General features: G+C 59.4%; 16 protein-coding genes. 10 read left to right on the top strand and 6 right to left on the bottom strand.

The genetic code is table 11. The features are described 5' to 3' along the window. Positions 1-102: 102 nt before the first annotated feature. The 4 genes from ACP7B0_RS13020 (at position 103) to ACP7B0_RS13005 (ending at position 5,360) form a co-directional block, all read left to right on the top strand. Entirely contained in the window at positions 103-1,779 is a 1,677-nt protein-coding gene (locus tag ACP7B0_RS13020; protein ID WP_426141805.1) for an MFS transporter, read from the top strand. Further along, a complete protein-coding gene (locus ACP7B0_RS13015; RefSeq protein ID WP_426141803.1) occupies positions 1,776-2,954 on the top strand; it encodes an HlyD family secretion protein in 1,179 nt (392 codons plus the stop codon). Before ACP7B0_RS13020 ends, ACP7B0_RS13015 begins: the two co-directional genes overlap by 4 nt. A gap of 153 nt (positions 2,955-3,107) precedes the next feature. Then, positions 3,108-4,205 carry an enoyl-CoA hydratase/isomerase family protein gene (locus tag ACP7B0_RS13010; RefSeq protein ID WP_426141801.1) on the top strand — a complete coding sequence of 366 codons (1,098 nt, stop codon included), beginning with the start codon at positions 3,108-3,110 and terminating at the stop codon, positions 4,203-4,205. A gap of 3 nt (positions 4,206-4,208) precedes the next feature. Beyond that, the gene (locus ACP7B0_RS13005; RefSeq protein WP_426141799.1) at positions 4,209-5,360 is read left to right on the top strand and encodes an acyl-CoA dehydrogenase family protein; all 1,152 of its coding nucleotides are present in this window, start codon (positions 4,209-4,211) and stop codon (positions 5,358-5,360) included. A gap of 288 nt (positions 5,361-5,648) precedes the next feature. On the opposite strand, the gene ACP7B0_RS13000 is transcribed toward ACP7B0_RS13005, so the two are convergent. Then, entirely contained in the window at positions 5,649-10,853 is a 5,205-nt protein-coding gene (locus ACP7B0_RS13000) for a dermonecrotic toxin domain-containing protein (RefSeq protein WP_426141797.1), read from the bottom strand. 624 nt (positions 10,854-11,477) lie between these two features. Next, positions 11,478-12,041 carry an NADPH-dependent FMN reductase gene (locus tag ACP7B0_RS12995; RefSeq protein WP_426141795.1) on the bottom strand — a complete coding sequence of 188 codons (564 nt, stop codon included), beginning with the start codon at positions 12,039-12,041 and terminating at the stop codon, positions 11,478-11,480. Between the two features lie 306 nt (positions 12,042-12,347). Here ACP7B0_RS12995 and ACP7B0_RS12990 point away from each other — a divergent pair, with 306 nt between their 5' ends. Beyond that, positions 12,348-12,560, top strand: a complete 213-nt coding sequence (locus ACP7B0_RS12990) for a hypothetical protein (RefSeq protein ID WP_426141794.1) — start codon at positions 12,348-12,350, stop codon at positions 12,558-12,560. A 56-nt stretch (positions 12,561-12,616) separates the two neighbouring features. On the opposite strand, the gene ACP7B0_RS12985 is transcribed toward ACP7B0_RS12990, so the two are convergent. From ACP7B0_RS12985 to ACP7B0_RS12970, 4 genes are read right to left on the bottom strand one after another with little or no spacing between them, the layout of a single operon-like run. Beyond that, positions 12,617-13,192 (bottom strand): GNAT family N-acetyltransferase, encoded by a 576-nt coding sequence (locus tag ACP7B0_RS12985; RefSeq protein ID WP_426141792.1) that lies wholly within the window; start codon positions 13,190-13,192, stop codon positions 12,617-12,619. Positions 13,193-13,216: 24 nt separating this feature from the next. Further along, positions 13,217-13,975 carry a DNA polymerase III subunit epsilon gene (gene dnaQ, locus ACP7B0_RS12980; protein WP_426141790.1) on the bottom strand — a complete coding sequence of 253 codons (759 nt, stop codon included), beginning with the start codon at positions 13,973-13,975 and terminating at the stop codon, positions 13,217-13,219. Next, the gene (gene rnhA / locus ACP7B0_RS12975) at positions 13,968-14,420 is read right to left on the bottom strand and encodes a ribonuclease HI (protein WP_020288766.1); all 453 of its coding nucleotides are present in this window, start codon (positions 14,418-14,420) and stop codon (positions 13,968-13,970) included. Before rnhA ends, dnaQ begins: the two co-directional genes overlap by 8 nt. 39 nt (positions 14,421-14,459) lie before the next feature. Then, a complete protein-coding gene (locus ACP7B0_RS12970; RefSeq protein WP_426141789.1) occupies positions 14,460-15,218 on the bottom strand; it encodes a class I SAM-dependent methyltransferase in 759 nt (252 codons plus the stop codon). An 83-nt stretch (positions 15,219-15,301) separates the two neighbouring features. Here ACP7B0_RS12970 and gloB point away from each other — a divergent pair, with 83 nt between their 5' ends. The 5 genes from gloB (at position 15,302) to ACP7B0_RS12945 (ending at position 22,814) form a co-directional block, all read left to right on the top strand. Next, positions 15,302-16,081, top strand: a complete 780-nt coding sequence (gene gloB / locus ACP7B0_RS12965) for a hydroxyacylglutathione hydrolase (protein WP_426141787.1) — start codon at positions 15,302-15,304, stop codon at positions 16,079-16,081. Positions 16,082-16,180: 99 nt separating this feature from the next. Next, positions 16,181-17,791: a LysM peptidoglycan-binding domain-containing protein gene (locus tag ACP7B0_RS12960; RefSeq protein WP_426141785.1), complete on the top strand. Its 1,611-nt coding sequence runs from the start codon at positions 16,181-16,183 to the stop codon at positions 17,789-17,791. Positions 17,792-18,038: 247 nt separating this feature from the next. Then, entirely contained in the window at positions 18,039-19,868 is a 1,830-nt protein-coding gene (locus ACP7B0_RS12955; protein WP_426141783.1) for an extracellular solute-binding protein, read from the top strand. Further along, positions 19,865-21,739 carry an extracellular solute-binding protein gene (locus ACP7B0_RS12950; RefSeq protein ID WP_426141781.1) on the top strand — a complete coding sequence of 625 codons (1,875 nt, stop codon included), beginning with the start codon at positions 19,865-19,867 and terminating at the stop codon, positions 21,737-21,739. Before ACP7B0_RS12955 ends, ACP7B0_RS12950 begins: the two co-directional genes overlap by 4 nt. A 1-nt stretch (position 21,740) precedes the next feature. After that, on the top strand, positions 21,741-22,814 hold the full coding sequence (locus tag ACP7B0_RS12945) for a microcin C ABC transporter permease YejB (protein ID WP_426141780.1): 1,074 nt from the start codon (positions 21,741-21,743) through the stop codon (positions 22,812-22,814). Position 22,815 lies beyond the last annotated feature (1 nt).

Raw genomic sequence — 22,815 nt, 5'->3', positions numbered from 1 at the left:
ACCGTTTGAATAATTCCCGTGGGTAGCCATCCGCCTTCGGGCGGCGGGGTTTGATCAACCCGTTACGCTGCCACACCACCACCCACAGGACAGTGCCGATGCATGAGCAATAAGTACGCGCCTCGCGACTGGGCGCCCCACGAGCGCCCTACCCTGCCGGGGTCGCCGTCCACGCCGCTGCATTCGACCGGCAAACGCTGGGCGTTTGCGCTGGTGGGCATCATTGTCGCGCTGACCGGCGGGTTGGGTAATGCGCTGGTCGTTGCCAACCTGCCCTACCTGCAAGGCTCACTGGCGGCGACCACTGCGCAGATTGCCTGGCTGCCCGCAGCGTATGTCATGACCAATGTGTCCATGAACCTGCTGCTGGTGAAGTTTCGTCAGCAATTCGGTCTGCGGGCCTTCACCGAAGTTTTTCTGGTGCTCTATGCCTTGGTGACGTTCGGGCATCTGTTCGTCAACGACATCAATTCGGCCATCGCCGTCAGAGCAGCCCACGGCATGGTGGGCGCAGCGCTGACGACGCTGGGTCTGTATTACATGATTCAGGCGTTCCCCACCCGATGGCGTTTAAAGGCCCTGGTGCTCGGGCTGGGAACATCGCAGCTGGCAATTCCCATGGCCCGACTGGTTTCGGAAGATTTGCTGCAAATTGCCGAGTGGCGCGGCCTGTACCTGTTTGAACTGGGCATGGCCCTGCTGTCGCTGGGGTGCGTGCTGCTCCTGAAATTGCCGCCCGGTGATCGTTTCAAGGCGTTTGAAAGGCTCGATTTCCTGACCTTCGGCCTGCTTTCAACGGGCTTCGCCTTGCTGTGCGCTGTCCTGTCCCTGGGACGTATCGACTGGTGGCTGGAACAGCCCTGGATCGGCGTGGCTTCAGCAGCCTCCATTGCGCTGATCATGGCGGGGCTGGCCATCGAACATAACCGGCGCAATCCGTTGTTGATCACCCGCTGGCTGGGCAGCGGCAAGATTCTGCGACTGGCGTTGGCGGTTATCCTGTTTCGCGTGGTGTTGTCAGAGCAATCCGTCGGCGCCGTGGCGTTTCTGCAAGCCCTGAACATGGGCAGTGAGCAGTTGCACACGTTGTACGCGGTCATGTTGCTGGGCAGTGTCGCGGGCCTGGCGGTCAGCGCCTGGACGATCAACCCTGCGCACCTGTTCACCCCGCTGATTATTTCCCTGGCGATGATGGCCACCGGCGCCTGGATGGACAGCGGCTCCACCCACCTGACCCGTCAATCGAACATGTACGTCAGTCAGTTCCTGCTGGCCTTTGGCGGCACCTTTTTCCTGGGGCCGACCCTGGTGCTGGGGATCAGCGGCGTGCTTGCCAATCCGCGCAACATGATCAGTTTTTCCGTACTGTTCGGGATTACGCAAAATCTGGGCGGCCTGATCGGCTCGGCGGCGCTGGGCACCTTTCAGATCGTGCGGGAGAAGTTCCACTCCAGTGTCCTGGTCGAGCATCTCACCCTGATCAATCCCCAGGTGCAGGCACGCCTGACCAGCACCAGTGCCAGCTATGCTTCGGCCATCGCCGATCCCTCGGCACGTACCCATCAAGGTATCCGGGCCATCGCCGCGACAGCGACCCGGGAAGCCAACGTGCTGGCCTATAACGACGTGTTCATGCTGATCGCGGTGATTGCCGTACTGACCATGATCTGGATCTCGATACGCGGGATCTGGCTGAAAATGACCACACCGACTCCACCGGCACCCCCTGCGCCGATGGCTTCGCCCCCTGTAACTTCCAGTGGTGCCACCTCTTCATGACTGAACCGACCACGCCGACGCCTTCTAACCCAAGCCCGACGACGCCCACTGCGTCTTCCGGGCCGCCGCCCCCGGCGTCGCCCCCCGACGCCAGCGAATCGCGCGTCACGCGCACCCGGGTTATCTCCTCGGTGATTTTCGGCAGCATCGCGATGATCGGCATTCTGATCGTGCTTTATGCCTGGCAACTGCCGCCGTTCAGCAGCCCGATCGAAAGCACGGAAAATGCTCTGGTTCGCGGCCAGACCACTATCATCAGCCCGCAACTGAGCGGTTATGTGTACGAGGTTCCGGTTCAGGACTTCCAGTTCGTCAAACAGGGCGACTTGCTGGTGCGCCTTGATGACCGAATCTATCGCCAGCATCTGGACCAGGCCGTGGCGCAACTGGGCATCCAGAAAGCTGCGCTGGCCAATAACCTGCAACAGCGCCGCAGCGCGGAGGCGACCATCGTGCAACGCAAGGCCGCGCTGCAGAGCAGCATCGCTCAAGGCCGCAAGGCGTCTGCCGACTTGCGCCGCAGCCAGGCATTGGTCACCGACGGCTCGATATCCAAAAGTGAGCTGGATGTCGCACGGGCCGCCGACGCGCAGGCAACGGCGGCGACGGCAGAAGCCCGCGCCGTACTGGAAATCGCCAAGGAAGACTTGCAAAGCGTGATCGTCAATCGCGGCTCTCTGGAGGCCTCGGTGGCCAATGCCGAAGCCGCCATCGAACTGGCGCGCATCGACCTGACCAACACCCGTATCCTGGCCCCACGCGACGGGCAACTCGGGCAGATCGGCGTGCGCCTGGGGGCCTATGTGAATTCCGGCGCGCAGTTAATGGCGCTGGTCCCCGACCGGCTGTGGATCATCGCCAATCTGAAAGAAACCCAGATGGCCAACGTCCGTCTCGGCCAGCCGGTAACGTTCAGCGTCGACGCCTTGAATCATCAGAAGATGCACGGCCGTGTGCAACGCATCTCCCCTGCCACCGGCTCGGAGTTCAGCCTGCTGCCTGCGGACAATGCCACCGGCAATTTCGTCAAGATCGCCCAGCGGATTCCGGTACGCATCGTCCTTGAGCCCGATCAACCGTTGGCACGCCAGTTGCGACCGGGCATGTCGGTGGTGGTCAGCATCGACACCAGCCAGCCGGGTGAAGCACCAAAAGGCCCAGGCACGGAAGACTGATTTCCGCTATAAATCCATGCACATATGCCTCGACAGTTTGCAGGTTTGCCGATTGTGCCGGGCAAATTTGCACTGGTAGCATCGGCGGTCACGGATACTGGCCGCCTGAACCGGAATACGGCCCCATAACAAGATCGGACAGGGAGTTTGCAGATGACTGTACAGGTTGTACCTGCGGTGCCCGGCCTCAAGGATTTGTCTCAAGACAGCGTACTGGTCGACGTGCGCAATCACATCGGGCATTTGACCCTCAATCGACCGGCGGGCCTCAACGCCATTGACCTGAACATGGTGCGCAGCCTGCGACAACAGCTCGACGCCTGGGCGCTGGATGACTCGGTGTATGCCGTGGTCCTGCGGGGTGCCGGAAACAAGGCGTTCTGCGCCGGTGGCGATATTCGCTCACTGTATGACAGCTATAAGAACGGGCACACCCTGCATCAGGATTTCTTCGTTGAAGAGTACGCGCTGGATCTGAGCATTCACCGTTACCGCAAACCGGTCCTGGCACTGATGGACGGTTTCGTGCTCGGCGGCGGCATGGGTCTGGTGCAAGGCGCGGATCTACGCGTGGTCACTGAACGCAGTCGGCTGGGGATGCCGGAAGTGGCCATCGGGTATTTCCCGGATGTGGGAAGCAGTTATTTTCTACCTCGGGTTCCCGGCAGAGCGGGCACTTATCTGGGCGTCACAGGCGTACAAATTGCTGCCGCCGATGCCCTGTATTGCGGCCTGGCCAACTGGTATATGCATAGCGATGCGCTGGCCAGTCTGGATCAACAACTGGACACCATGCCGTGGCGCAGCAATGCGCTCAAGGATCTGCAAGGCGTCCTGGCCAGACTTGGCAATCAGCACCTGCCTCAGCCACCACTGGAAAAGCTGCGACCCGCCATCGATCACTTTTTCGCCCAACCCGATATTCCGGGCATCGTCGAGCAACTGCGTCAGGTCACCGTTGGCGACACCCGCTCATGGGCATTGGCCACGGCGGCGCTGATGGAAACCCGCTCGCCACTGGCCATGGCTGTGACGCTGGAAATGCTTCGTCGCGGCCGGCCACTTTGTCTGGACAAGTGTTTTGCCATGGAACTGCAGTTGGGCCGCCAATGGTTCGAACGCGGGGATTTCATCGAAGGCGTTCGCGCCCTGATTATTGATAAAGACAAGAAGCCGCGATGGAATCTGCCAAGCGTGCAGGCGTTGAGCGCCGAGCATGTGCAGGGGTTCTTCACCGGCCAGGAGAACTGAACGATGCACGATATTGAACTGAGTGAAGAGCAAGTCATGATCCGCGACATGGCGCGTGACTTTGCCCGCAACGAAATCGCACCCCACGCCCAGGCATGGGAGAAAGCTGGCTGGATCGACGACGCCCTGGTCACCCGATTGGGCGATCTGGGGCTGTTGGGCATGGTGGTGCCAGAGCAATGGGGCGGCACCTATCTTGATTACGTGGCGTACGCATTGGCGGTGGAGGAAATCTCTGCGGGCGACGCGGCCACCGGCACCCTGATGAGCGTGCACAGCTCCGTGGGCTGCGGCCCGGTGCTCAATTACGGCAGTGAAGAACAAAAGCAGACCTGGCTGGCGAAGCTGGCCAGCGGCCGCGCCATTGGTTGCTTCTGTCTGACCGAACCACACGCTGGCTCCGAAGCCCATAACTTGCGCACCCGCGCCGAGTTACGCGACGGCCAGTGGGTCATCAACGGCGCCAAGCAGTTCGTCAGTAACGGCAAGCGTGCGCAACTGGCTATCGTGTTCGCGGTAACCGACCCGGAGCTGGGCAAAAAGGGTCTGTCGGCGTTTCTTGTGCCCACCGATACGCCCGGTTTCGTCGTGGATCGCACCGAACACAAAATGGGTATTCGCGCCTCCGACACCTGCGCAGTGACGTTAAGCGACTGCCGCATCCCGGCAGCCAACCTGTTGGGCGAACGCGGCAAGGGACTGGCAATCGCCCTCTCCAATCTTGAAGGCGGCCGTATCGGCATTGCCGCCCAGGCACTGGGGATTGCCCGCGCCGCCTTTGAAGCGGCACTGGTTTACGCCCGTGAGCGGGTGCAGTTCGACAAGCCGATCATCGAGCACCAGAGTGTGTCCAACCTGCTGGCCGACATGCACACCCGCCTCAACGCCGCACGCTTGCTGACGCTGCACGCGGCGCGCCTGCGCAGCGCGGGCAAACCGTGCTTGTCGGAGGCTTCCCAGGCCAAGCTGTTCGCCTCGGAGATGGCCGAATGGGTCTGCTCCAAGGCGATCCAGATCCACGGCGGCTACGGCTATCTGGAAGACTACCCCGTGGAGCGCTACTACCGGGACGCCCGCATCACCCAGATCTACGAAGGCTCCAGCGAAATCCAGCGCCTGGTGATTGCCCGGGAACTCAAGCATTACTTGATCTAAGCTTTTCGCAGCCGGACAAGTGCTGCCTGCATAGGCAGCCCTCGTGGCGATTGAAGTTCCTTGGCACTGATCGCGAATCCCGGACGGCATCGGCCAGATCCTGGTTGAATCGCGCCCTGCGCGACCGATCAAGGAATAAGGAGATACCAAAGCAGCCATACACGTTTCCTTTCATCAATGCGCCCGCCACGCCCCAAGGACATGGCGAAAAATAGAAAGGAGCCTGATGATCTGCGTTGTCAGGCCTGCACGACAAACAACCATGTGAGGCCTGCGCGGCACTGTAAGTCAGGGCGTGGGGGGCGTGAACCGTTCTCGTCCCAGTAACGTGACAAGGAGCGTGATGGAGTCGGCATTGCTCAGGATGATGTCCGCGCGCTTGTCTGCATCGGCGTAAAACACATCCCGGGCCTCGTTCAAGGTCTTTCTCCCGGTAATCCGCAAAATCTCAGGTTTGGCGTGGCCGTCTGAGGTTTTTAAATCTCGTGGCGCGTCGTCGCTGGTGGTGTCCTTGAACAACTCGTCCCGGGGGGTCAGGTGGGACAGGCAGCGTTGCTGGTATTTTTCATAGCCCCGCTTCACCCTCCCGTAATACTCACCGCTGTCATACAGCAGGTCCAGATACGGCGTAGAAGATTCCACGTAAGCAATATCCAGGCTGTTGTTGGCGATGTGGGACAATTCGTGAAGGAAAATGGCGGTACGAAAATGCGCGCCCACATTGAACCCGTTTTGACCGCTGGGCGGAGGTTTGAGTCGATAAAGAGGCGCGCGGAAAAACTGTTCGGTCAGGAAAATCCGCTTGTTCACGTCACTGGCGAAGGTAAACGCGCTCGTCCCCTGATGCCCGGACCTGTTGGTTCCGACCACAATTCGGCTGGATGAGAACGGCGACAAGGAATGATCCAGTAACTCGGTGTTCAGTTCATCCAGGATTCTCCTGATGGAACTCAGCAAACGCTCGCCAGGGACTTTCACACCAAAAAAGTCCGCGAGGATTTTTTGAGCTTTGGCAGGGATCTGCCCGGTTGATGACTCGACCTGCAAATTGCTGCGTGCGGTGTGCAGGTAATTGCGTGCGTACAGGTGCGCTTCGCCAAAACGCCGCGCCCGGTCAGGGTAGCGACGACGGATTTCGGGGACGCCGCTGGCTTCAGTGATAAAGATGCGCTCTAGATGCTGATCGGCTGAGGAATTGCCAGGCTTGGTAAGGATACCGCCGCCGCCCTTCAGCCCGCCCCTGATATCGAGTTCCCACTGCTGTTCCTCATTCAGGCGTATCCCGGGGCCTGAATTTTCGCCGTTGACGATACGCCAACCCGCCGACGTAAAGGCGACCGGGTAGACCTTGCCCCTAATGGCGGCGTATTCCGTTTTGGACCGACTGTCGCGGTACACGTTGTAAAAGCCGTCTTTCTCAAGCTCACTCAGCGAAACGTTATTGGCCTCCAGGCGCGCGAGGCGAGTTCTCATTTCAGGGGTCAGTTGCCCATTGCCCCAGGAGAAACCCTCTTCGATCCAGGATTGCTCATTGATGATGGACTCTTCGATAGCCTCTTCAGCCCTGTCTTTGGGGTCTTGCCGGGCAGAGATCAACACACCTAACGCCGCCGATATTTCGGAAAGAGCCTTGCCCCACTTGCGCTCATGAAGCGCATTGGCTGAAGCCTCTAGCCACGACTGACTTTGCCACGCGCCCACCAGCAGCCCCAGGCGTCCCGGCAATAACATCAACGCCTGTTCGGTGCCCAGCGTCATCAGAAAGCGGAACGCCTGGCTGTTGAATTCGGCGGTGGTCACACTTGATTGCACGGCCGCCAGACGCAGCATCGCTTTCATGCCATCGAACAAATAGCGCAGAACATTGCTCGATACAGGTTCAAGCAACAGACGCGGGGGTGCAGGCGGATAAGGTGCGAGGTCAAAAGACGATTCAGCGCTCCAGGGCAGATGCGGTTCCCGGAAGCCACCATTGTCATAGGTTTTTCGGGCCAGGGGCGTCAAGCGCTCAAGGATCAATGCCTGCAGGCTGGTGGTGCTCTGGACATCGGCCAGCAACGCGGCCTCGTTGGGGTACTCCTTGAAATCCATGTCATCGCCCAACAGCGTGTACAGAATCCAGGGGCCCTGTGTTGAGTCCTGCGCCGTGATCACGTACATCCCGGTAACCACATCCGCCTTGCCGCCAGGCTCAGGTACCAGTTGCAGCGGGCTCAGGACGATGTTCTCGCCCTTCTCGGGGAGGCGTGCGATGCCGTCGGGCATCTCTAGAACACTGCGGATGTAGCGCCATGCCTTGTCCGACAGTTGCTTGCACAGTTTGAGTTCAAAGGCGCTCAACAACTGTAAGGGCGGCATCTGTTCGGCGAAGCACCGCAGCCGCCGGGCGTGGCTTGGGTCATGCTCGTTTAGCTTCTCATCCAGCAGCGCGCGGTAGCGAGCGCCAACATCCAGGTCAAGTACCACCCCGGAGAGATAGTCCGGGTCAGGTAGCCGTATCGCGAGCGACTCATCAGCCAGGGCAAAACTCAGGATACCGTCCTGAACACCGGAAAAGCGGTTGATGGCGAAACGGGTCAGCGTTTCCTTGACGACCAGCGTGGCACCGGGCACGGAAGACGGAATCTCGCCAACGGCCGTGGGGGCACCAACGTATCGGGTCAGGGTCACGATGATCAGGTCCGGGTCGGGCGCCTGATCACCCAGGTCCTTGTGCAATCGCGCCGTCAGCTGTTCATGGGCGTAATCCGGCAGCGCCGGGACGTCGAACATGAAATCCTGTTCGACGCTTTGCGCGACGTAAGCCCTGCGCAGCAATGCGCTGAAGGTGAAAAGATCCGCGACGCTGGCTTCATTGAGCCATTGCGGGGCAAACGCCTTGAACAGCGAAACTTCCAGTGTGTGGGACAGTGAGTCATGCAGGGAGCGAACATTGTCGCTGGTGTCAGCCGCGTGCGTCAGCTTGCCCGTCAGCCCGGCGTCCAGTCGCCATTGCACGGCCGAGTCATAGGCCTCCATGACCGCGTTTACCTGACGCTCCAGCTCGAGGTTTTGCAAATGCTCTATAAAGTGGCCGTCAATACGCTCCAGATTGACCTTGACCGGCAAAGACTGGCTCAAGCGAAAGGCGATCCGCTCTCTGTCCGTCGCGTTGAAACAATCAAGCCATTGTTTCCGGGTGGCCGGGTCGGCCAGTTTGAGATTGACGAGCGCTCCCAGTTCAGTCGGCGAAGCGCATTCATAAAGCCCACGGAAAGGCGACCACAGCACGAGTTTGCCGCTCGAGTCCCAAGGCTGTTGCAGGACAAACATGTCGGTCATCGGCGCAACACGATGGTGCGGCTGGTAGTCGACATGTACGGCATAGACTTCAGTAATGTCATCGCCAAAGTGCGAACGCAAACTGAAAGTCGGCCGGTCCAGAACCTGCTCGAACATGCCCAATGTTCGGGCCCCCATCTCACCCAATCGCGCCCCCATCCTCCACCCCAGGCGCAACAGGCTGCTGCGAATGGCAATGCTCATTGGCTTGGGCAGCAATTGGGTGTCCAGCTGGCGCAGTGGCCCGGCATGGGAGCGTCGGACATGTGCCGCCAGCTTGAGGCGAAACCCGCTTTTTGCCAGATCAAGCATCTGCTCAAGCATCACGGCAGTTAACCCGGCCACCGCAAGCAGCGGCGCGGTTTCCGACACCCCCGTCAATACCTGGCAGTCATCGGACAGCGGCCCGGCAACATGGCCCGTCACTCTGTCCAGAAACAGAAGCAACACGTTTCGCAGGTCGCCATTGCTCGCCTTCACCCACAGGTAACGCACGTCGCGTTGCCCCCCGCTAAAGACCGTTAAATAGGCGTTCAATACCCCACGGGCACACACGGCAACACCCGGGTGAAGATTGCCCAGCCGGTCGATTTCCCGTTGGACCCATTTGAGGTATTCCATCCACGTAGGCGGCACATCCTCGCCTGCAGCGGGTACGGGTTCGGGTGGACGCCGAGAGGATAAGGCCTGCTGTGGCCACAGGTGTTCAAAGTCGGTGGAAACGTCCCGCCATCGGCCAAAACTGCCCAACGCCAGAAGCCCCGGGTTGATCAATTCGCGAATGTCGAGGGCATCGTCAACGATGACGGCCGCCTTGTTGGCCTGGGCTGCCGGTAACGTGAGGAAATAAGCCAGGTTACGCTGCTGCAAAGCAATGATTGAATCCATCAAATGACTGAACAGCGGTTGACCCAAGGTGTCGAGTCTCAGGCGAATCGGCCCCTCGGCATCCAGCCATTCATGATCGTTCAGTGACGTGCAGGCCAGTATCTCGGCCCGGCCTGTTTTGGACAGAAAATAGTCGGCCACCTGCTCGATAGCCGTGAAACGGCGCAGCCCGTACCGTGCCGAAAACAAAAGCAAACCGGACAGGCTGGCGGCTGAAAGATCAATCACGCACAGGCCAGCCAGCTTCACCGGCTGCTGATTGGCGATGGAGATGGATAGTCTAGACAGGTCGAGCGCCCCTGCGGATGCGCCATGACCGGCAAGCATCGCGCTCAAATACCCGAATTCTTGAGGTGAAACCCGCAAGGCCTGGCGATCGACCAGCAGGCAGTGCCGAAAAGTCTCCGTCAATAATCGAGTTGCGACTAGCTGCCGGGTCTGGTCCTCTGTCAGCGGATCGGACCAAAAACGCTCCAGCAATTGCTCGTAGGGCTCCTTCAGGGTATTGCGAACCCCGTCAATGGCATCGCTGTAAGGTTTGGCTTGTGCGGGCGTCAGGGCCCGCCCCTCGATATCGAGGAAGCGCCGATGCATGCCAATGTCCGAAGGTTCCTGGACTAACGCGTCGAACGCGCTCTCGGCCAGCGTATTGATCCCCACCACCACCGGTTGCGCGCCGGGATCGGACGGGGCCGGATTGAACACCCATTGCAGCAAATGGGAGAAAACATCCACCGAGGTGTCTGGCAGCGCTTGCTTGATCGCGAGCTGCACGCCTTGGCCCACGGCGGTTTGCAGCGAAGGCAGAAGCAGCAAGTGATCTGAAAACTCGCTCAGGCTTTGCCCGTGCCTGGCAATGATCGAGCGCATGCGACGCTCGAACGGGTCGCCTTCGATTCGCTGGTATTCCCATTGAGGCCGGGCCAGGTGGACCGGCCGATAGCGCTCGTTGAGTACCCGCAACAGGTGTTCGCGGCTGGCAAATACCTCCAGCCCGTCAAGCAGTGTGTGCAGGAATACGCTTGAGTTATTGGCCGCTGGATCGCTGAGCAACATGGCCGCGGCCAGTTCCGCTCCCACCGCGTTGCCGTCATCGAACACGATTTGATCGGCCCGCGGACCCCCGTTCACGTTTTGGGTGGTGCTCATCGGGTTGGAAAGCTGGCCAAGCCATTGACGCTGTTGGGCAGTGATGCGCCCCTGAATGACGGCATCGTCCAGGTCCACGAGGTACCGTGCGCGTAATGCCTGGACGGAAAAATAGGCAGTTGATGCCGAGGGCATGACAGGTTCCTTGTATAGAACGGCTCCGCACCTGAGTGGGCGCGGAGCCTGAAGAAAACCCGGAGCTTATCCATGCCCAATGGCGACACATGCATACATAAAGCAGTGCAGAGGATTTACGTGAAGCGCCTGCGGCCCAGGAGACTTTTATCAAACCGCACGAACAAGTCGGCAGGGGCAGCCCTGTAGTACAGAAGCCACGGAGGTAGAGGCGACTGTCTTTGGACGACGAGGGGTGACTGATCAACAAGGCACCGGTCAACCCGGCTGTCGTTTACACGACATCCTCAGTGATCAACCGATCCATTCTGGGAAAGCCCCTGAGGGAAACAGGCAGCAAGACAGGGTTGAGCAATTGCTCCAGTCACAGCTTTTCCTCGACACGGATGCGCTCGTCAAGAAAAGCGTCTGTGATGTCGCGAGCAAAGCGTTGCGTAAGGGCAGCAGGATGAAAATAAGGCGCGGGGGAAGCTGACACGATCAATCTCCTTTATCTGAAACCCGCCTGTGCCGTATCTGGCGGGCACAGGCAGAAAACAAAGGAGCTTATCGACAGGTCTGGCGCACGCTGCGCGACATGAAGCAGCGCGGGTCGGCCTGATACACGCGGTCTACGACAGCCAATCAGGCCTTCTTGTTCTGCTCAACCCAAGCCGCGTAGGCGTTGATGAACGTCTGCAGGAACGGCCGGGTTTGCTCGGACAGCGTTCCGGCGTCATCGAAAAACGTCCCGGCGTTGCCCAGATAGGCTTCCGGCTGCTGCAGGCACGGAACATTGAGGAACACCAGAGACTGGCGCAGGTGGTGGTTGGCACCGAAACCGCCGATAGCACCCGGCGATGCACTGATCACGGCCCCCGGCTTGCCGCTCCAGGCGCTTTTGCCGTAAGGGCGGGAGCCAACATCAATGGCGTTCTTCAAGGCACCCGGCACCGACCGATTGTATTCAGGCGTAACAAACAGCACGGCGTCGGCGGCGGCTATTTGCTGACGAAAGGCTGTATACGACTCGGGCGTGGAGGTCGCCGTGTCGATGTCTTCGTTATAAAGCGGCAGGTCGCCAATCTCGACAATCTTTAGTTGCAGATTCGCCGGAGCCAGCGCAGCGAGCGCCAGTGCAACTTTGCGATTGATGGAGTCCGCCCGCAAACTGCCCACGACCACGGCAACCGAATAAACCTGACTCATAAAGATTTCCTTCTAAGAATACTAAGAGCCCATAGTTATAGATGAAGTGGCGGCGTAAAGCGGGCCATGAGTTGTTTGAATGTGCCAATAATTTTTCCGGGCACGGGATGTTTCACGCTGGGACCGTGGGCTGAATTATTTTTTCGCTGACCGAAAACTCCCCGCCCGAACAGTGGTCTACAAGGCTCGATCACCGGCGCCATTGGCCTTTCTTCGGGCCTGGCCCACAAGCCAGCGCAGATTGCGGGCGCACGGTGTTAGCATGCAGCAGTAAATGAGCGGTTATCTTCAGAGGTTACAAAGCAAATGGCTTCAGTTCTCGTCGGACAATTTCATGCAAGGGACGCCGAAGGCCGCGTCTACTCCGTGCATGAGTTCCAGGAATCACAGCCTTCCGAGGCTGGCGGCACGGAGCCTGTATCCACTTATCGCCTGGCAATCGGTGATCGGGTCAAGCATTTGGGTGGGGATGACTTCGAGCTTCTTCAGTCTGGCGTACACATGACTCGCACCAAATGATCCAAGGCCTGCGCACCGCTTGATTGCCACGTCTTATCGTGAGCACAGGCGGCGGCTCAGGCTGAATGCTGATCACCTTCACTGAACAGCAGGTACCAGAATATCGCTGCTTCCCGGGTTTGCGGGTCAATGCCGCGATAACGCATGTGATCAACCCCGCCCACCACGAACCCACAGCGTTGGTACAACATGCAGGCAGCCAGATTGTTGTTCTGGGTTTCCAGCATGATGCCCGGCAACGCCTGTTTGCGACTCCAGAACTGCGCAACTTCCAATAGGGCACGGGCTACACCCATACGTCGCGCCGAAGCATCTACCGCCAGCTCGTCAATGTGGGCAAAGCCGTTCCAGTGCCTGCTCAGCACCACATGCCCCACTGCCCGATCCTCCAGCCATGCCACCAGCACCGTGCTGTCCGCAGCATCGCGGTAGTCGCAGAACTCCTGAGAATCAATGCCGTAGTTCTTGCAGTAGGGCTCGACCGGCTCGACTTCCCAGCACTCCACACGCTCACCCACCCGCGCCAGCGCATAACCGCTGACGGTAAAGGTGAATTCGCTGTTGAGGATGTAATCTTCGAAGCATTCATCTGCGACCCGAATGCTCAGTGCCGGGTTAGCCAAAGTCTTCACATCGCTACGCTGTGGATGAAAGGGTCATACGGATGCCTGGTCACGGGCCTCTTGCAACTGCACCCACAACGCAGGAGCGCCGGCTGATTTGGCAATCGCGGCCATACGTACCGCGTGCTCGGCCATTTCGCTTTCGCTGGCGCGGATAACCCGGCAACGTGCGCGATCGGCAGGCAAACGACGAATCTCACTGGCGGTATTACCCGACCCCTCGCCGGAGCCGTTACCGTCCGTGGCATTACCGGCCAGGGACAGGCTGGTCTGCCCGCCGGTCATGGTCAGGTAAACGTCGGCCAGAATCTCGGAGTCGAGCAACGCGCCGTGCAGCTCACGCCCGGAGTTGTCAACGCCGTAGCGCTTGCACAATGCATCCAGGCTGTTGCGCTGGCCGGGGTGACGTTCCCGGGCCATGAGCAAGGTGTCGAGCACGGTGCAATGCCGAGTAATGTCGGCCTTGTCGGTCTGCCCGATGAGTGCGAATTCGTTGTTGATAAAGCCGATGTCGAACGCCGCGTTGTGGATGATCAGCTGCGCGCCCTTGATGAATTCAAAGAACTCATCGGCCACTTCAGCAAAACGCGGTTTGCCCACCAGAAATTCATTGGTGATGCCGTGGACACCGATCGCGCCCTCATCGCTCTCACGATCAGGTTGCAGGTACACATGGAAATGCCGCCCGGTCAGGCGACGGCCGATCAATTCGACGCAACCGATCTCGATGACCCGGTGACCGTCGGTGACCGGCATGCCTGTGGTTTCGGTGTCGAGTACAACACTACGCATGTTTGATGCCCCTCACTTCGTCGACACCACGATTGGCCAACTGGTCAGCACGCTCGTTGCCGTAATGACCAATGTGGCCGCGCACCCATTGCCAGGTCACGGTGTGTCGATTGACTTGTTCATCCAGCAGTTTCCAGAGATCAGCGTTTTTTACCGGTTCCTTCGCGGCTGTCTTCCAGCCGCGTTTCTTCCAGTTCACCATCCACTCGGTAATGCCTTTCATGACGTACTGGGAGTCCGTCACCAGCGTCACATCGCAGGAGCGCTTGAGTTCTTCAAGGCCACGAATCGCGCCGGTCAGTTCCATGCGGTTGTTGGTGGTGTTGGCTTCGCCGCCCCACAGTTCCTTCTCGACGCCCTTGCACACCAACAGTGCGCCCCAGCCGCCGGGGCCAGGATTACCCTTGCAGGCGCCATCGGTAAAGATCTCAACGCTTTCACTCATTACAACGTTTTCCAGAAAGTAGTGGGCTTGAGCACCTGCTCAGGGCTCGGTACTGCGACGATTGACCTTCGCCATCGGCAGCGGGATGAGCTTGCCCAACGGTTGCCGCCGCGTCTGACGCACAGGACGCAGCCCTACCACCATCTTGCGGGCCACTAATAAATAGAAGCCACCGCCGGGGCTTTGCCAACCGTTACCCAGCCGTTCAAGGCCGGACAGACGCGATTGCCAGGTCGCTGAAGCAAACGGCGGACGATAGCACCCGAAGCGTCGTTTCTCCAGCGCGAAGCCCAGTAGATTGAGCCAGTCCGCCACTCGGGACGGCGCAATGCAGCGCGCCTTGCCCAGCGCATCATGGGCGAACATATGACGAAACCCCCAGGTGCTCCACGGGTTGATGCCGATGATCAAAAGATGACCACCGGGGCGCACACTGCTGGCCGCCTCGCGCAACAGGCCGTGGGGCGACATACAGAAATCCAGCCCGTGCTGCAGCACCACCACGTCGGCCGCGTGCTCGCTGAGCGGCCAGGCCTGCTCTTCACAGACGATCTCGACCCCCGGCAGCGGCGCGCCAAGCCGTACATTGCGCTGCACTTGCTCAGCGGCAGGCGGCGTCTCCGCGGATGGCCCGTAATGCACCAGGTAGCCGCCGAAATAGCGCCCCAACTCGTCTTCGAGCAGGCGCCGTTCTTCTTGCAATAACAGTTGGCCTAGCGGCCCGGACAACCACTCACGCGCCGAACTGATCAGCGCCAGCCACTCAGGATCAGCCTGGGCGAAAGCTTCATCGGTCATTTCAGTTCTCCCGAGGGGATGCTCGCCTCGAAGGTAATCAGACTCTAAGATGCACCATTGTTTCCCGCTAAGCGAACTGCGCCATGATACAGATCGATGCCCTGCCCGCTTTCACCGACAACTACATCTGGTTGTTACAGGATCCTTCCAGCAAACACTGTGCTGTCGTCGATCCAGGTGATGCCGCGCCGGTACTGGAGTGGCTGGAACAGCATCCGGACTGGCAGCTTACCGACATTCTCGTGACCCACCATCACCATGATCATGTGGGCGGCGTTGCCCGCCTCAAGCAGCATACCCAGGCCAAAGTCCTGGGCCCTGCGGCCGAAAACATACCCGCACGGGATGTCGCGCTGAGCGATAACGACCGGATCAACATCCTCGGCCTTGATTTCAGTGTCCTGGCGGTACCTGGCCATACCCTGGGCCATATTGCTTTTTACCATGCCGACGCGGCAGCCCCGTTGCTGTTTTGCGGTGATACCCTGTTCGCTGCCGGATGTGGACGGCTCTTTGAAGGCACACCGGAGCAAATGCACCACTCGTTGGGTCGCCTGACCGACCTGCCCGACACCACGCTGGTGTACTGCACCCACGAGTACACGTTGAGCAATCTGCGTTTCGCCCAGGCGGTAGAACCCCAAAATGCCGATATCGCGGAACGGCTGGCCCAGGTCAGCCTGTGGCGCAGTGAAAACCGCATCAGCCTGCCTTCAAATCTAGCCCTGGAACGCCGGACCAACCCATTCATACGCACCCATGAAACATCCGTTAAAGAAAAAGCTGACGAATGGAACGGAACTCCCAATCAGTCGCCGAGCGCGGTTTTTGCTGCCCTGCGCGCCTGGAAAGATAAGTTCTAAGCAGCTCGAAAATCGGTCACAAAGTTCTGAATGGTTGACCATTGGCAGGGCTGTTCCTAGAATCGCCCGACATTTTCGCTTGGAACTACCCCCCAGCCAATGTCGTCATCCATACGCAGTACCCTCAATTCAGACGCATTGACCCGGCTGGCTCAGGCTATCGCTGTTGCCGTGAGCGCTACGCTTGCGGGCTGTCAGACCACCAGCCATATCGAGCCCAGCAGCAACCATCGCGCGCCAAATCTGGCTGCGGGGATCAAACAGAAGCCGGTGTTTCTCAGCCATAAACCAACGCCCCTTGCACCCCCGCAAGACGTCTGGGAGCGCATGCGTCAGGGTTTTCAGTTGCAACAGGGCAATGACCTGAACCCGCGAATCGACCAACAGCGCCTCTGGTTCGCCAACAACCCGTCGTTCCTTGAGAATGCTGGCGAGCGTGGCAGCCTGTACATGCACTACATCGTCGAGCGCCTTGAAGAGCGCGACATGCCGTTGGAGCTTGCACTGCTGCCCGTCATCGAAAGCGCTTACAACCCGATGGCCGTTTCCCGCAGCAGTGCGGTCGGCTTGTGGCAGTTCATTCCGTCGACCGGTCGCTACTTCAACCTGCGGCAGACCAGCTTTTACGATGGTCGTCGTGACGTGCAGGCTTCAACTGTCGCAGCGCTGGATTACCTGAGCAAGCTGCACGATATGTTCAACGGTGACTGGTTGCTGGCCCTTGCAGCCTACAACGCAGGTGAAGGCACGGTCAGCCGCGCCATTGAACGCAACGACAAGCTGGGCCTGCCCACTGACTACTGGAACCTGCCACTGCCGCAGGAAACCAAGGATTACGTCCCCAAGTTGCTGGCGCTTTCCCAGGTCGTCCTGGCGCCCGAAGCGTACGGGGTCAACCTCAACCCCATTGCGAATCGGCCCTATTTCGAAGTCGTCGAGTTGAACCAGCGCATGGACCTCTCCAAGGTCGCTGCAATGGCCAATATCGACGAAGACGAGTTGTTCCAGCTCAATCCAGCGTTCAAGAAGCGCATGACCGTTGACGGCCCGCAGCACTTGCTGGTGCCGACGTCCAAGGCTCAGCTGCTGACCGCCAGCCTGTCGACCATGAAGCCTCAGGAACTGGTTGACTGGCAGCAATACCGCGTGCGTCCCGGCGATACCCTCGCCAGTCTCGCCAGCCGTTATCAGGTTTCTGTCAGTTCGTTGAAAAGCAGCAACAAGATTGCCGGCAACAATCTGCGCGTCGGCCAGGCCCTGACTATTCCGACCCAGCCTGGCATGAGTCCGGCGCAACCGGTGTTCGAAGAAGTGGCCCGTAACGACAAGCCTGTCCGCAGCCGCAGCTACAAGGTCAAACCCGGCGAGAACCTGACCATGATCGCCAAGGCGAACAAGGTCGACGTCAAGGATCTGCAGCATTGGAACAAGCTGTCCGGACAAGGCCTGAAAGTCGGCCAGACCCTGGTCATGGAAGACACCAGCAAGGCGCGAATTAATACCGTTCTAGCCAGCACCAACACCAAAGCCAAGCCGGGAGCCAAGGAAGCTGACAAAAAATCCATGCAGTACAAAATCCAGAAAGGCGATTCGATGTACCTCGTCGCCAAGCGCTTCAACGTCGAGATGCAACATCTCAAGCGCTGGAACCCTCGCACAGGTTCGGCACTCAAGCCGGGTCAGACGCTGACGGTTTATCTGCCGCATTGAGTCCCACCCTACAGGCCTCGTTGGAGCGAGGCTGGCCCGCGAATCAGACGCCTCGGTGAGCCAGATACACCGCATTTCGGTTCTTCGCGGGCAAGCCTCGCTCCAACGAATCCAGTTTCCAGTTCAAATGGTTGGTTTTTGTTTGATGGGAGCAACAGGCGTGGGACTTCGCCCTTTGCGCCGTGGTCTTTTTCCTGCCGATACAAGCTGTTACTGTTACCGGCCTAAAGCCCAAGCCGTCTGGATCGTGATACGTCCCTTCCTGCTACTCATTAGTCTGGCCTTGAGCTTTCCCGTCTGCGCAGCCATCAGCGAAAGCCACGGCTATGCGCAATTCGGCGTGCTCAAGTATCCGGCCAGCTTCACGCATTTCGACTGGGTCAATCCCGAGGCGCCGAAGGGTGGCACCCTGCGAATGATGGCTTTTGGCACGTTTGATACGCTCAACCCCTATACCTTCAAGGGCAGCAGCCCGATTTCCACTGGCAACTTCCTGCAATACGGCGTCAGTGAGCTGAACGAGCCGCTGATGGTCGGCACCGGCCAGTACGACCCTTCCGGGGATGAGCCCACCTCAAGTTATGGCTTGATCGCGCAGAGCGTGGAGTTCAGCGAAGATCGCAGCTGGGTGGTGTTCAATTTGCGTCCCCAGGCGCGTTTTCATGACGGCAAACCGATTACCGCCTATGACGTGGCTTTTTCCTACCGCACCCTGCTCAAGGATGGCCATCCGCAATACCGCACGGCGCTGCAGGAAGTGCAACGGGTCGACATTCTCAATCGGCACCGCATCCGTTTTGTCTTCAAGCGGGCGGGGAACCCATTGTTGATCCTGCGCCTGGGTGAGCTGCCCGTACTGCCGCAACACTACTGGAAGGACCGCGATTTCAAGGCCACCACCTATGAGCCGCCCCTGGGCAGTGGCCCGTATCGCATCACCCGTGTGCAGCCCGGCCGCCAACTGGTGTTCGAACGGGTCAAGGACTACTGGGGCAAGGACCTGCCGGTCAATCGCGGCAAATACAACTTTGATCGGGTTGAAGTCGAGTTTTACCGAGACAGCGATGTGGCCTTCGAGGCGTTCAAGGCCGGCGAATTCGATATTTATATCGAGCATCAGGCCAAGAACTGGGCCACCGGCTACAACTTTCCGGCAGTGGCGACCGGCGATGTGATCAAGGCGCAGATACCGCACAAGATCCCGACCCAGACCCAGGGCCTGTTCATGAACACCCGACGCAGCACCTTCGCGGACGTGAAAACCCGCGAGGCATTGGGCCTGATGTTCAATTTCGAATGGACCAACCGCACGCTGTTCAGCAATGCCTACACCCGCTCGACCAGCTACTACCCCAACAGTGAATTCTCCGCCACCGGTGTGCCCACCGGCGCGGAATGGCTGCTGCTGTCGTCTTATCGCGATCAGTTGCCGCCGGGGCTGTTGACTCAGCCGTTTACCGTAGCGAAGACCGATGGGGGTGGCATCCCGCGGGAAACCTTGCGCAAGGCATTGGGACTATTGGCTGAAGCGGGCTGGAAGCTGTCCCAGCAGCGCCTGATGAATCGTGACGGTCAGCCGCTGCAGCTCGAGATCCTGCTGGTCAACCCGAACCTGGAACGCATTCTGCAGCCCTATATCGAGGACCTGCGGCGCATTGGCGTCGATGCGCGGCTGCGCACCGTGGACCGCGCCCAGTACAAACAGCGCCTGGATCGGTTCGATTTCGACATGATCCTCATGACCCTTGGCCAGACGCTAAGCCCCGGGCTGGAGCAATGGCAGTACTTCCATTCCAGCCAGGCGAGCATCACTGGCAGCAAGAATTACGCCGGTGTCGCCAACCCCGTGGTCGACAGCCTGCTCAATCAATTGCTCGCCGCGCAAACCCGCGACAGTCAGGTGGCCGCTGCCCGCGCACTGGACCGTGTCTTGCTGTCGCAGCACTACAGCATTCCCAACTGGTGCCTCAACAACCATCGCCTGGCGTACCGCAACCGGTTCGCCATGGTCACCACCCCGCCCTACACCCTGGGGCTGCGCGCGTGGTGGCTCAAGCCCCTGGAGAAGAACCGATGACCGTGATGCGTTCCCTGCTGATGCAGGCTGGCGGCCTCTTCCTCGCCGGCCTGGCCTGCATGGCTCAGGCAGCCCCTCAACATGCCCTGACGCTGTATAACGAAGCGCCCAAATACCCCGCCGACTTCAAGCACTTTGACTATGTCAATCCCGATGCCCCCAAGGGCGGCCTGTTCCGTCAGGCCGGGTTCGGCGGTTTCGACAGCCTCAATCCATTCATCAACAAGGGCGTAGCCGCCGATGACATCGGGCTGATTTATGACACCCTCGCCCGTCAGGCCCTGGACGAGCCGTTTACCGAATACGGCCTGATCGCCGGCAAAATCGAAAAAGCGCCGGACAACAGTTGGGTGCGTTTCTACCTGCGACCCGAAGCCCGCTTCCATGACGGCCATCCGGTGCGCGCCGACGACGTGGTGTTCAGCTTCCAGACCTTGATGAAAAGTGGCGCACCGATGTTTCGCGGCTACTACGCCGATGTCGATCAGGTGATCGCTGAAGACCCGCTGCGCGTGCTGTTCAAGTTCAAACACAGCAACAACCGCGAGCTGCCGCTGATCATCGGCCAGTTGCCGGTGCTGCCCAAGCACTTCTGGGAATCCCGGGATTTCAGCAAGGGCAACCTGGATTTCCCGCTGGGCAGTGGCCCGTACAAGGTGGCCGAGGTCAAGGCTGGACGCTCGGTGCGTTACGAACGGGTCAAGGACTACTGGGGCAAGGACCTGCCGGTGAACAAGGGCTTCTACAATTTCGACGTGCTTACCACGGATTACTACCGGGACAACACGGTGGCCCTGGAGGCTGGCAAGGCCGGACAGTTCGATTACTGGCTGGAAACCAGCGCCAAGAACTGGGCGACCGCGTACAACACCCCCGCCGTCAAGGAAGGCCGTCTGATCAGGGAAGAGCTGCCAAACGGCAATCCGACCGGCATGCAGGGCTTTGTCTTCAACCTGCGCCGCCCCCTGTTCCAGGACCCTCGGGTGCGTGAGGCGCTGGGTTTGTTGCTGGACTTCGAATGGACCAACAAGCAGTTGTTCAACGGTGCCTACACGCGCACCAAAAGCTACTTCGACAACTCCGACATGGCGTCCAGCGGTCTGCCGTCGCCCGCCGAGTTGCAAGTGCTGGAGCCCTTGCGCGGCAAGATCCCGGACCGGGTCTTCAGTGAAGAATTCAAACTGCCCGTCACCGACGGCAGCGGCATGATCCGCCCGCAACTGCGCCGCGCCTTCCAACTGTTGCAAGAGGCTGGCTGGCGCATCGTTGACGACAAAATGGTCGACGCTCAGGGCAAGCCGGTCACCGTGGAGTTCCTGTTGGCGCAGACCGAATTCGAACGCATTTTGCTGCCCTACAAACGCAACCTGAGCGATATCGGCATCAATCTGGAGATTCGTCGGGTAGACGTTTCCCAATACATCAACCGGTTGCGCTCCCGCGATTACGACATGATCGTCAGCAGTTTCCCGCAGTCCAGCTCGCCGGGGAACGAGCAGCGCGAGTACTTCGACTCCTCCAGCGCCGACAACCCCGGCAGCCGCAACTTCATGGGTTTGAAGGATCCGGCGATCGACAGTCTGGTCACCGGCCTTATCAATGCGGATTCGCGGGACAGCCTGCTGGTGCACACCAAAGCGCTGGACCGTGCCCTGCTGTGGGGGTTCTATGTCGTGCCCAACTGGCACATCAAAACCTGGCGCGTAGCGTATTGGGATCACATCGGCCATCCGAAGGTCTCGCCGATGTACGACGTCGGCACCATGACCTGGTGGGTCAAACCCGGCGCCAAGCCTGCGGTAGCACTGCCGGACCCTGCCGCCCCGAGTCACGATCCTGAGCCAGCCGAACCGGCGAGTGCGGAGCAATAACATGCTGGCTTATATCTTTCGGCGACTGCTGCTGATCATTCCAACCCTGTTCGGCATCCTGCTCATCAACTTCTTGATCATTCAGGCCGCGCCCGGCGGCCCGGTGGAACAAATGATCGCCAAGCTCGAAGGCTTCGAAGGCGCCACCAGCCGCATCGCCGGTGGCGGTGCCGAGGTCTCGGTGGCAGGCTCGACCTATCGCGGCGCGCAAGGTCTTGATCCTGCGCTGGTCAAAGAAATCGAGCAGATGTACGGCTTCGACAAATCGGCGCCGGAACGTTTGTGGATCATGATCAAGAACTACGCGCACCTGGATTTTGGCGACAGTTTCTTCCGGGATGCGAAAGTCATCGACCTGATCATTGAAAAAATGCCGGTGTCCATTTCCCTGGGGTTATGGAGCACGCTGATCATGTACCTGGTGTCGATCCCGCTGGGCATCGCCAAGGCAACACGACACGGCAGCCAGTTCGACGTCTGGACCAGTTCGCTGATCATCGTTGGTTACGCCATCCCGGCCTTCCTGTTCGCGATTCTGCTGATTGTGGTGTTCGCAGGTGGCAGCTACCTGGACTGGTTCCCGTTGCGTGGGCTGACCTCGAACAACTTCGATCAGTTGAGCACCGGCGGCAAGATCCTCGATTATTTCTGGCACCTGGTATTGCCCGTCACCGCTCTGGTCATCGGTAACTTCGCCACCATGACCCTGCTGACCAAAAACAGCTTTCTCGACGAAATCGGCAAACAGTACGTCATCACCGCCAAAGCCAAGGGCTTGAGCAATCATCGAGTGCTGTACGGGCATGTGTTCCGCAACGCCATGTTATTGGTCATCGCGGGCTTCCCGTCAGCATTCATCGGCATTTTCTTCACCGGTTCGCTGCTGGTGGAGGTGATTTTTTCCCTGGACGGACTGGGGTTGATGAGCTTCGAAGCCGCCATCAACCGTGACTACCCGGTGGTATTCGGCACGCTGTTCATCTTCACCCTGCTGGGGCTGGTGGTGAAATTGATCGGTGACATCACCTACACGCTGGTTGACCCGCGTATTGACTTTGAAAGCAGGGACCATTGAT

The sequence above is a fragment of the Pseudomonas sp. DWP3-1-2 genome, assembly GCF_049896285.1.
Lineage (GTDB): Bacteria > Pseudomonadota > Gammaproteobacteria > Pseudomonadales > Pseudomonadaceae > Aquipseudomonas.
This window is presented reverse-complemented; position numbering and strand designations above follow the sequence as displayed.

Bases quoted from the DNA above. Each gene is read 5' to 3' on its own strand.
- ACP7B0_RS13020 (WP_426141805.1), top strand. From the start codon at position 103: ATGAGCAATAAGTACGCGCCTCGCGACTGGGCGCCCCACGAGCGCCCT.
- ACP7B0_RS12960 (WP_426141785.1), top strand. From the start codon at position 16,181: ATGTCGTCATCCATACGCAGTACCCTCAATTCAGACGCATTGACCCGG.
- ACP7B0_RS12990 (WP_426141794.1), top strand. From the start codon at position 12,348: ATGGCTTCAGTTCTCGTCGGACAATTTCATGCAAGGGACGCCGAAGGC.
- ACP7B0_RS13000 (WP_426141797.1), bottom strand. From the start codon at position 10,853: ATGCCCTCGGCATCAACTGCCTATTTTTCCGTCCAGGCATTACGCGCA.
- dnaQ (WP_426141790.1), bottom strand. From the start codon at position 13,975: ATGCGTAGTGTTGTACTCGACACCGAAACCACAGGCATGCCGGTCACC.
- ACP7B0_RS12970 (WP_426141789.1), bottom strand. From the start codon at position 15,218: ATGACCGATGAAGCTTTCGCCCAGGCTGATCCTGAGTGGCTGGCGCTG.
- ACP7B0_RS13005 (WP_426141799.1), top strand. From the start codon at position 4,209: ATGCACGATATTGAACTGAGTGAAGAGCAAGTCATGATCCGCGACATG.
- ACP7B0_RS12950 (WP_426141781.1), top strand. From the start codon at position 19,865: ATGACCGTGATGCGTTCCCTGCTGATGCAGGCTGGCGGCCTCTTCCTC.
- ACP7B0_RS13015 (WP_426141803.1), top strand. From the start codon at position 1,776: ATGACTGAACCGACCACGCCGACGCCTTCTAACCCAAGCCCGACGACG.
- ACP7B0_RS12945 (WP_426141780.1), top strand. From the start codon at position 21,741: ATGCTGGCTTATATCTTTCGGCGACTGCTGCTGATCATTCCAACCCTG.
- gloB (WP_426141787.1), top strand. From the start codon at position 15,302: ATGATACAGATCGATGCCCTGCCCGCTTTCACCGACAACTACATCTGG.
- ACP7B0_RS13010 (WP_426141801.1), top strand. From the start codon at position 3,108: ATGACTGTACAGGTTGTACCTGCGGTGCCCGGCCTCAAGGATTTGTCT.
- ACP7B0_RS12995 (WP_426141795.1), bottom strand. From the start codon at position 12,041: ATGAGTCAGGTTTATTCGGTTGCCGTGGTCGTGGGCAGTTTGCGGGCG.
- rnhA (WP_020288766.1), bottom strand. From the start codon at position 14,420: ATGAGTGAAAGCGTTGAGATCTTTACCGATGGCGCCTGCAAGGGTAAT.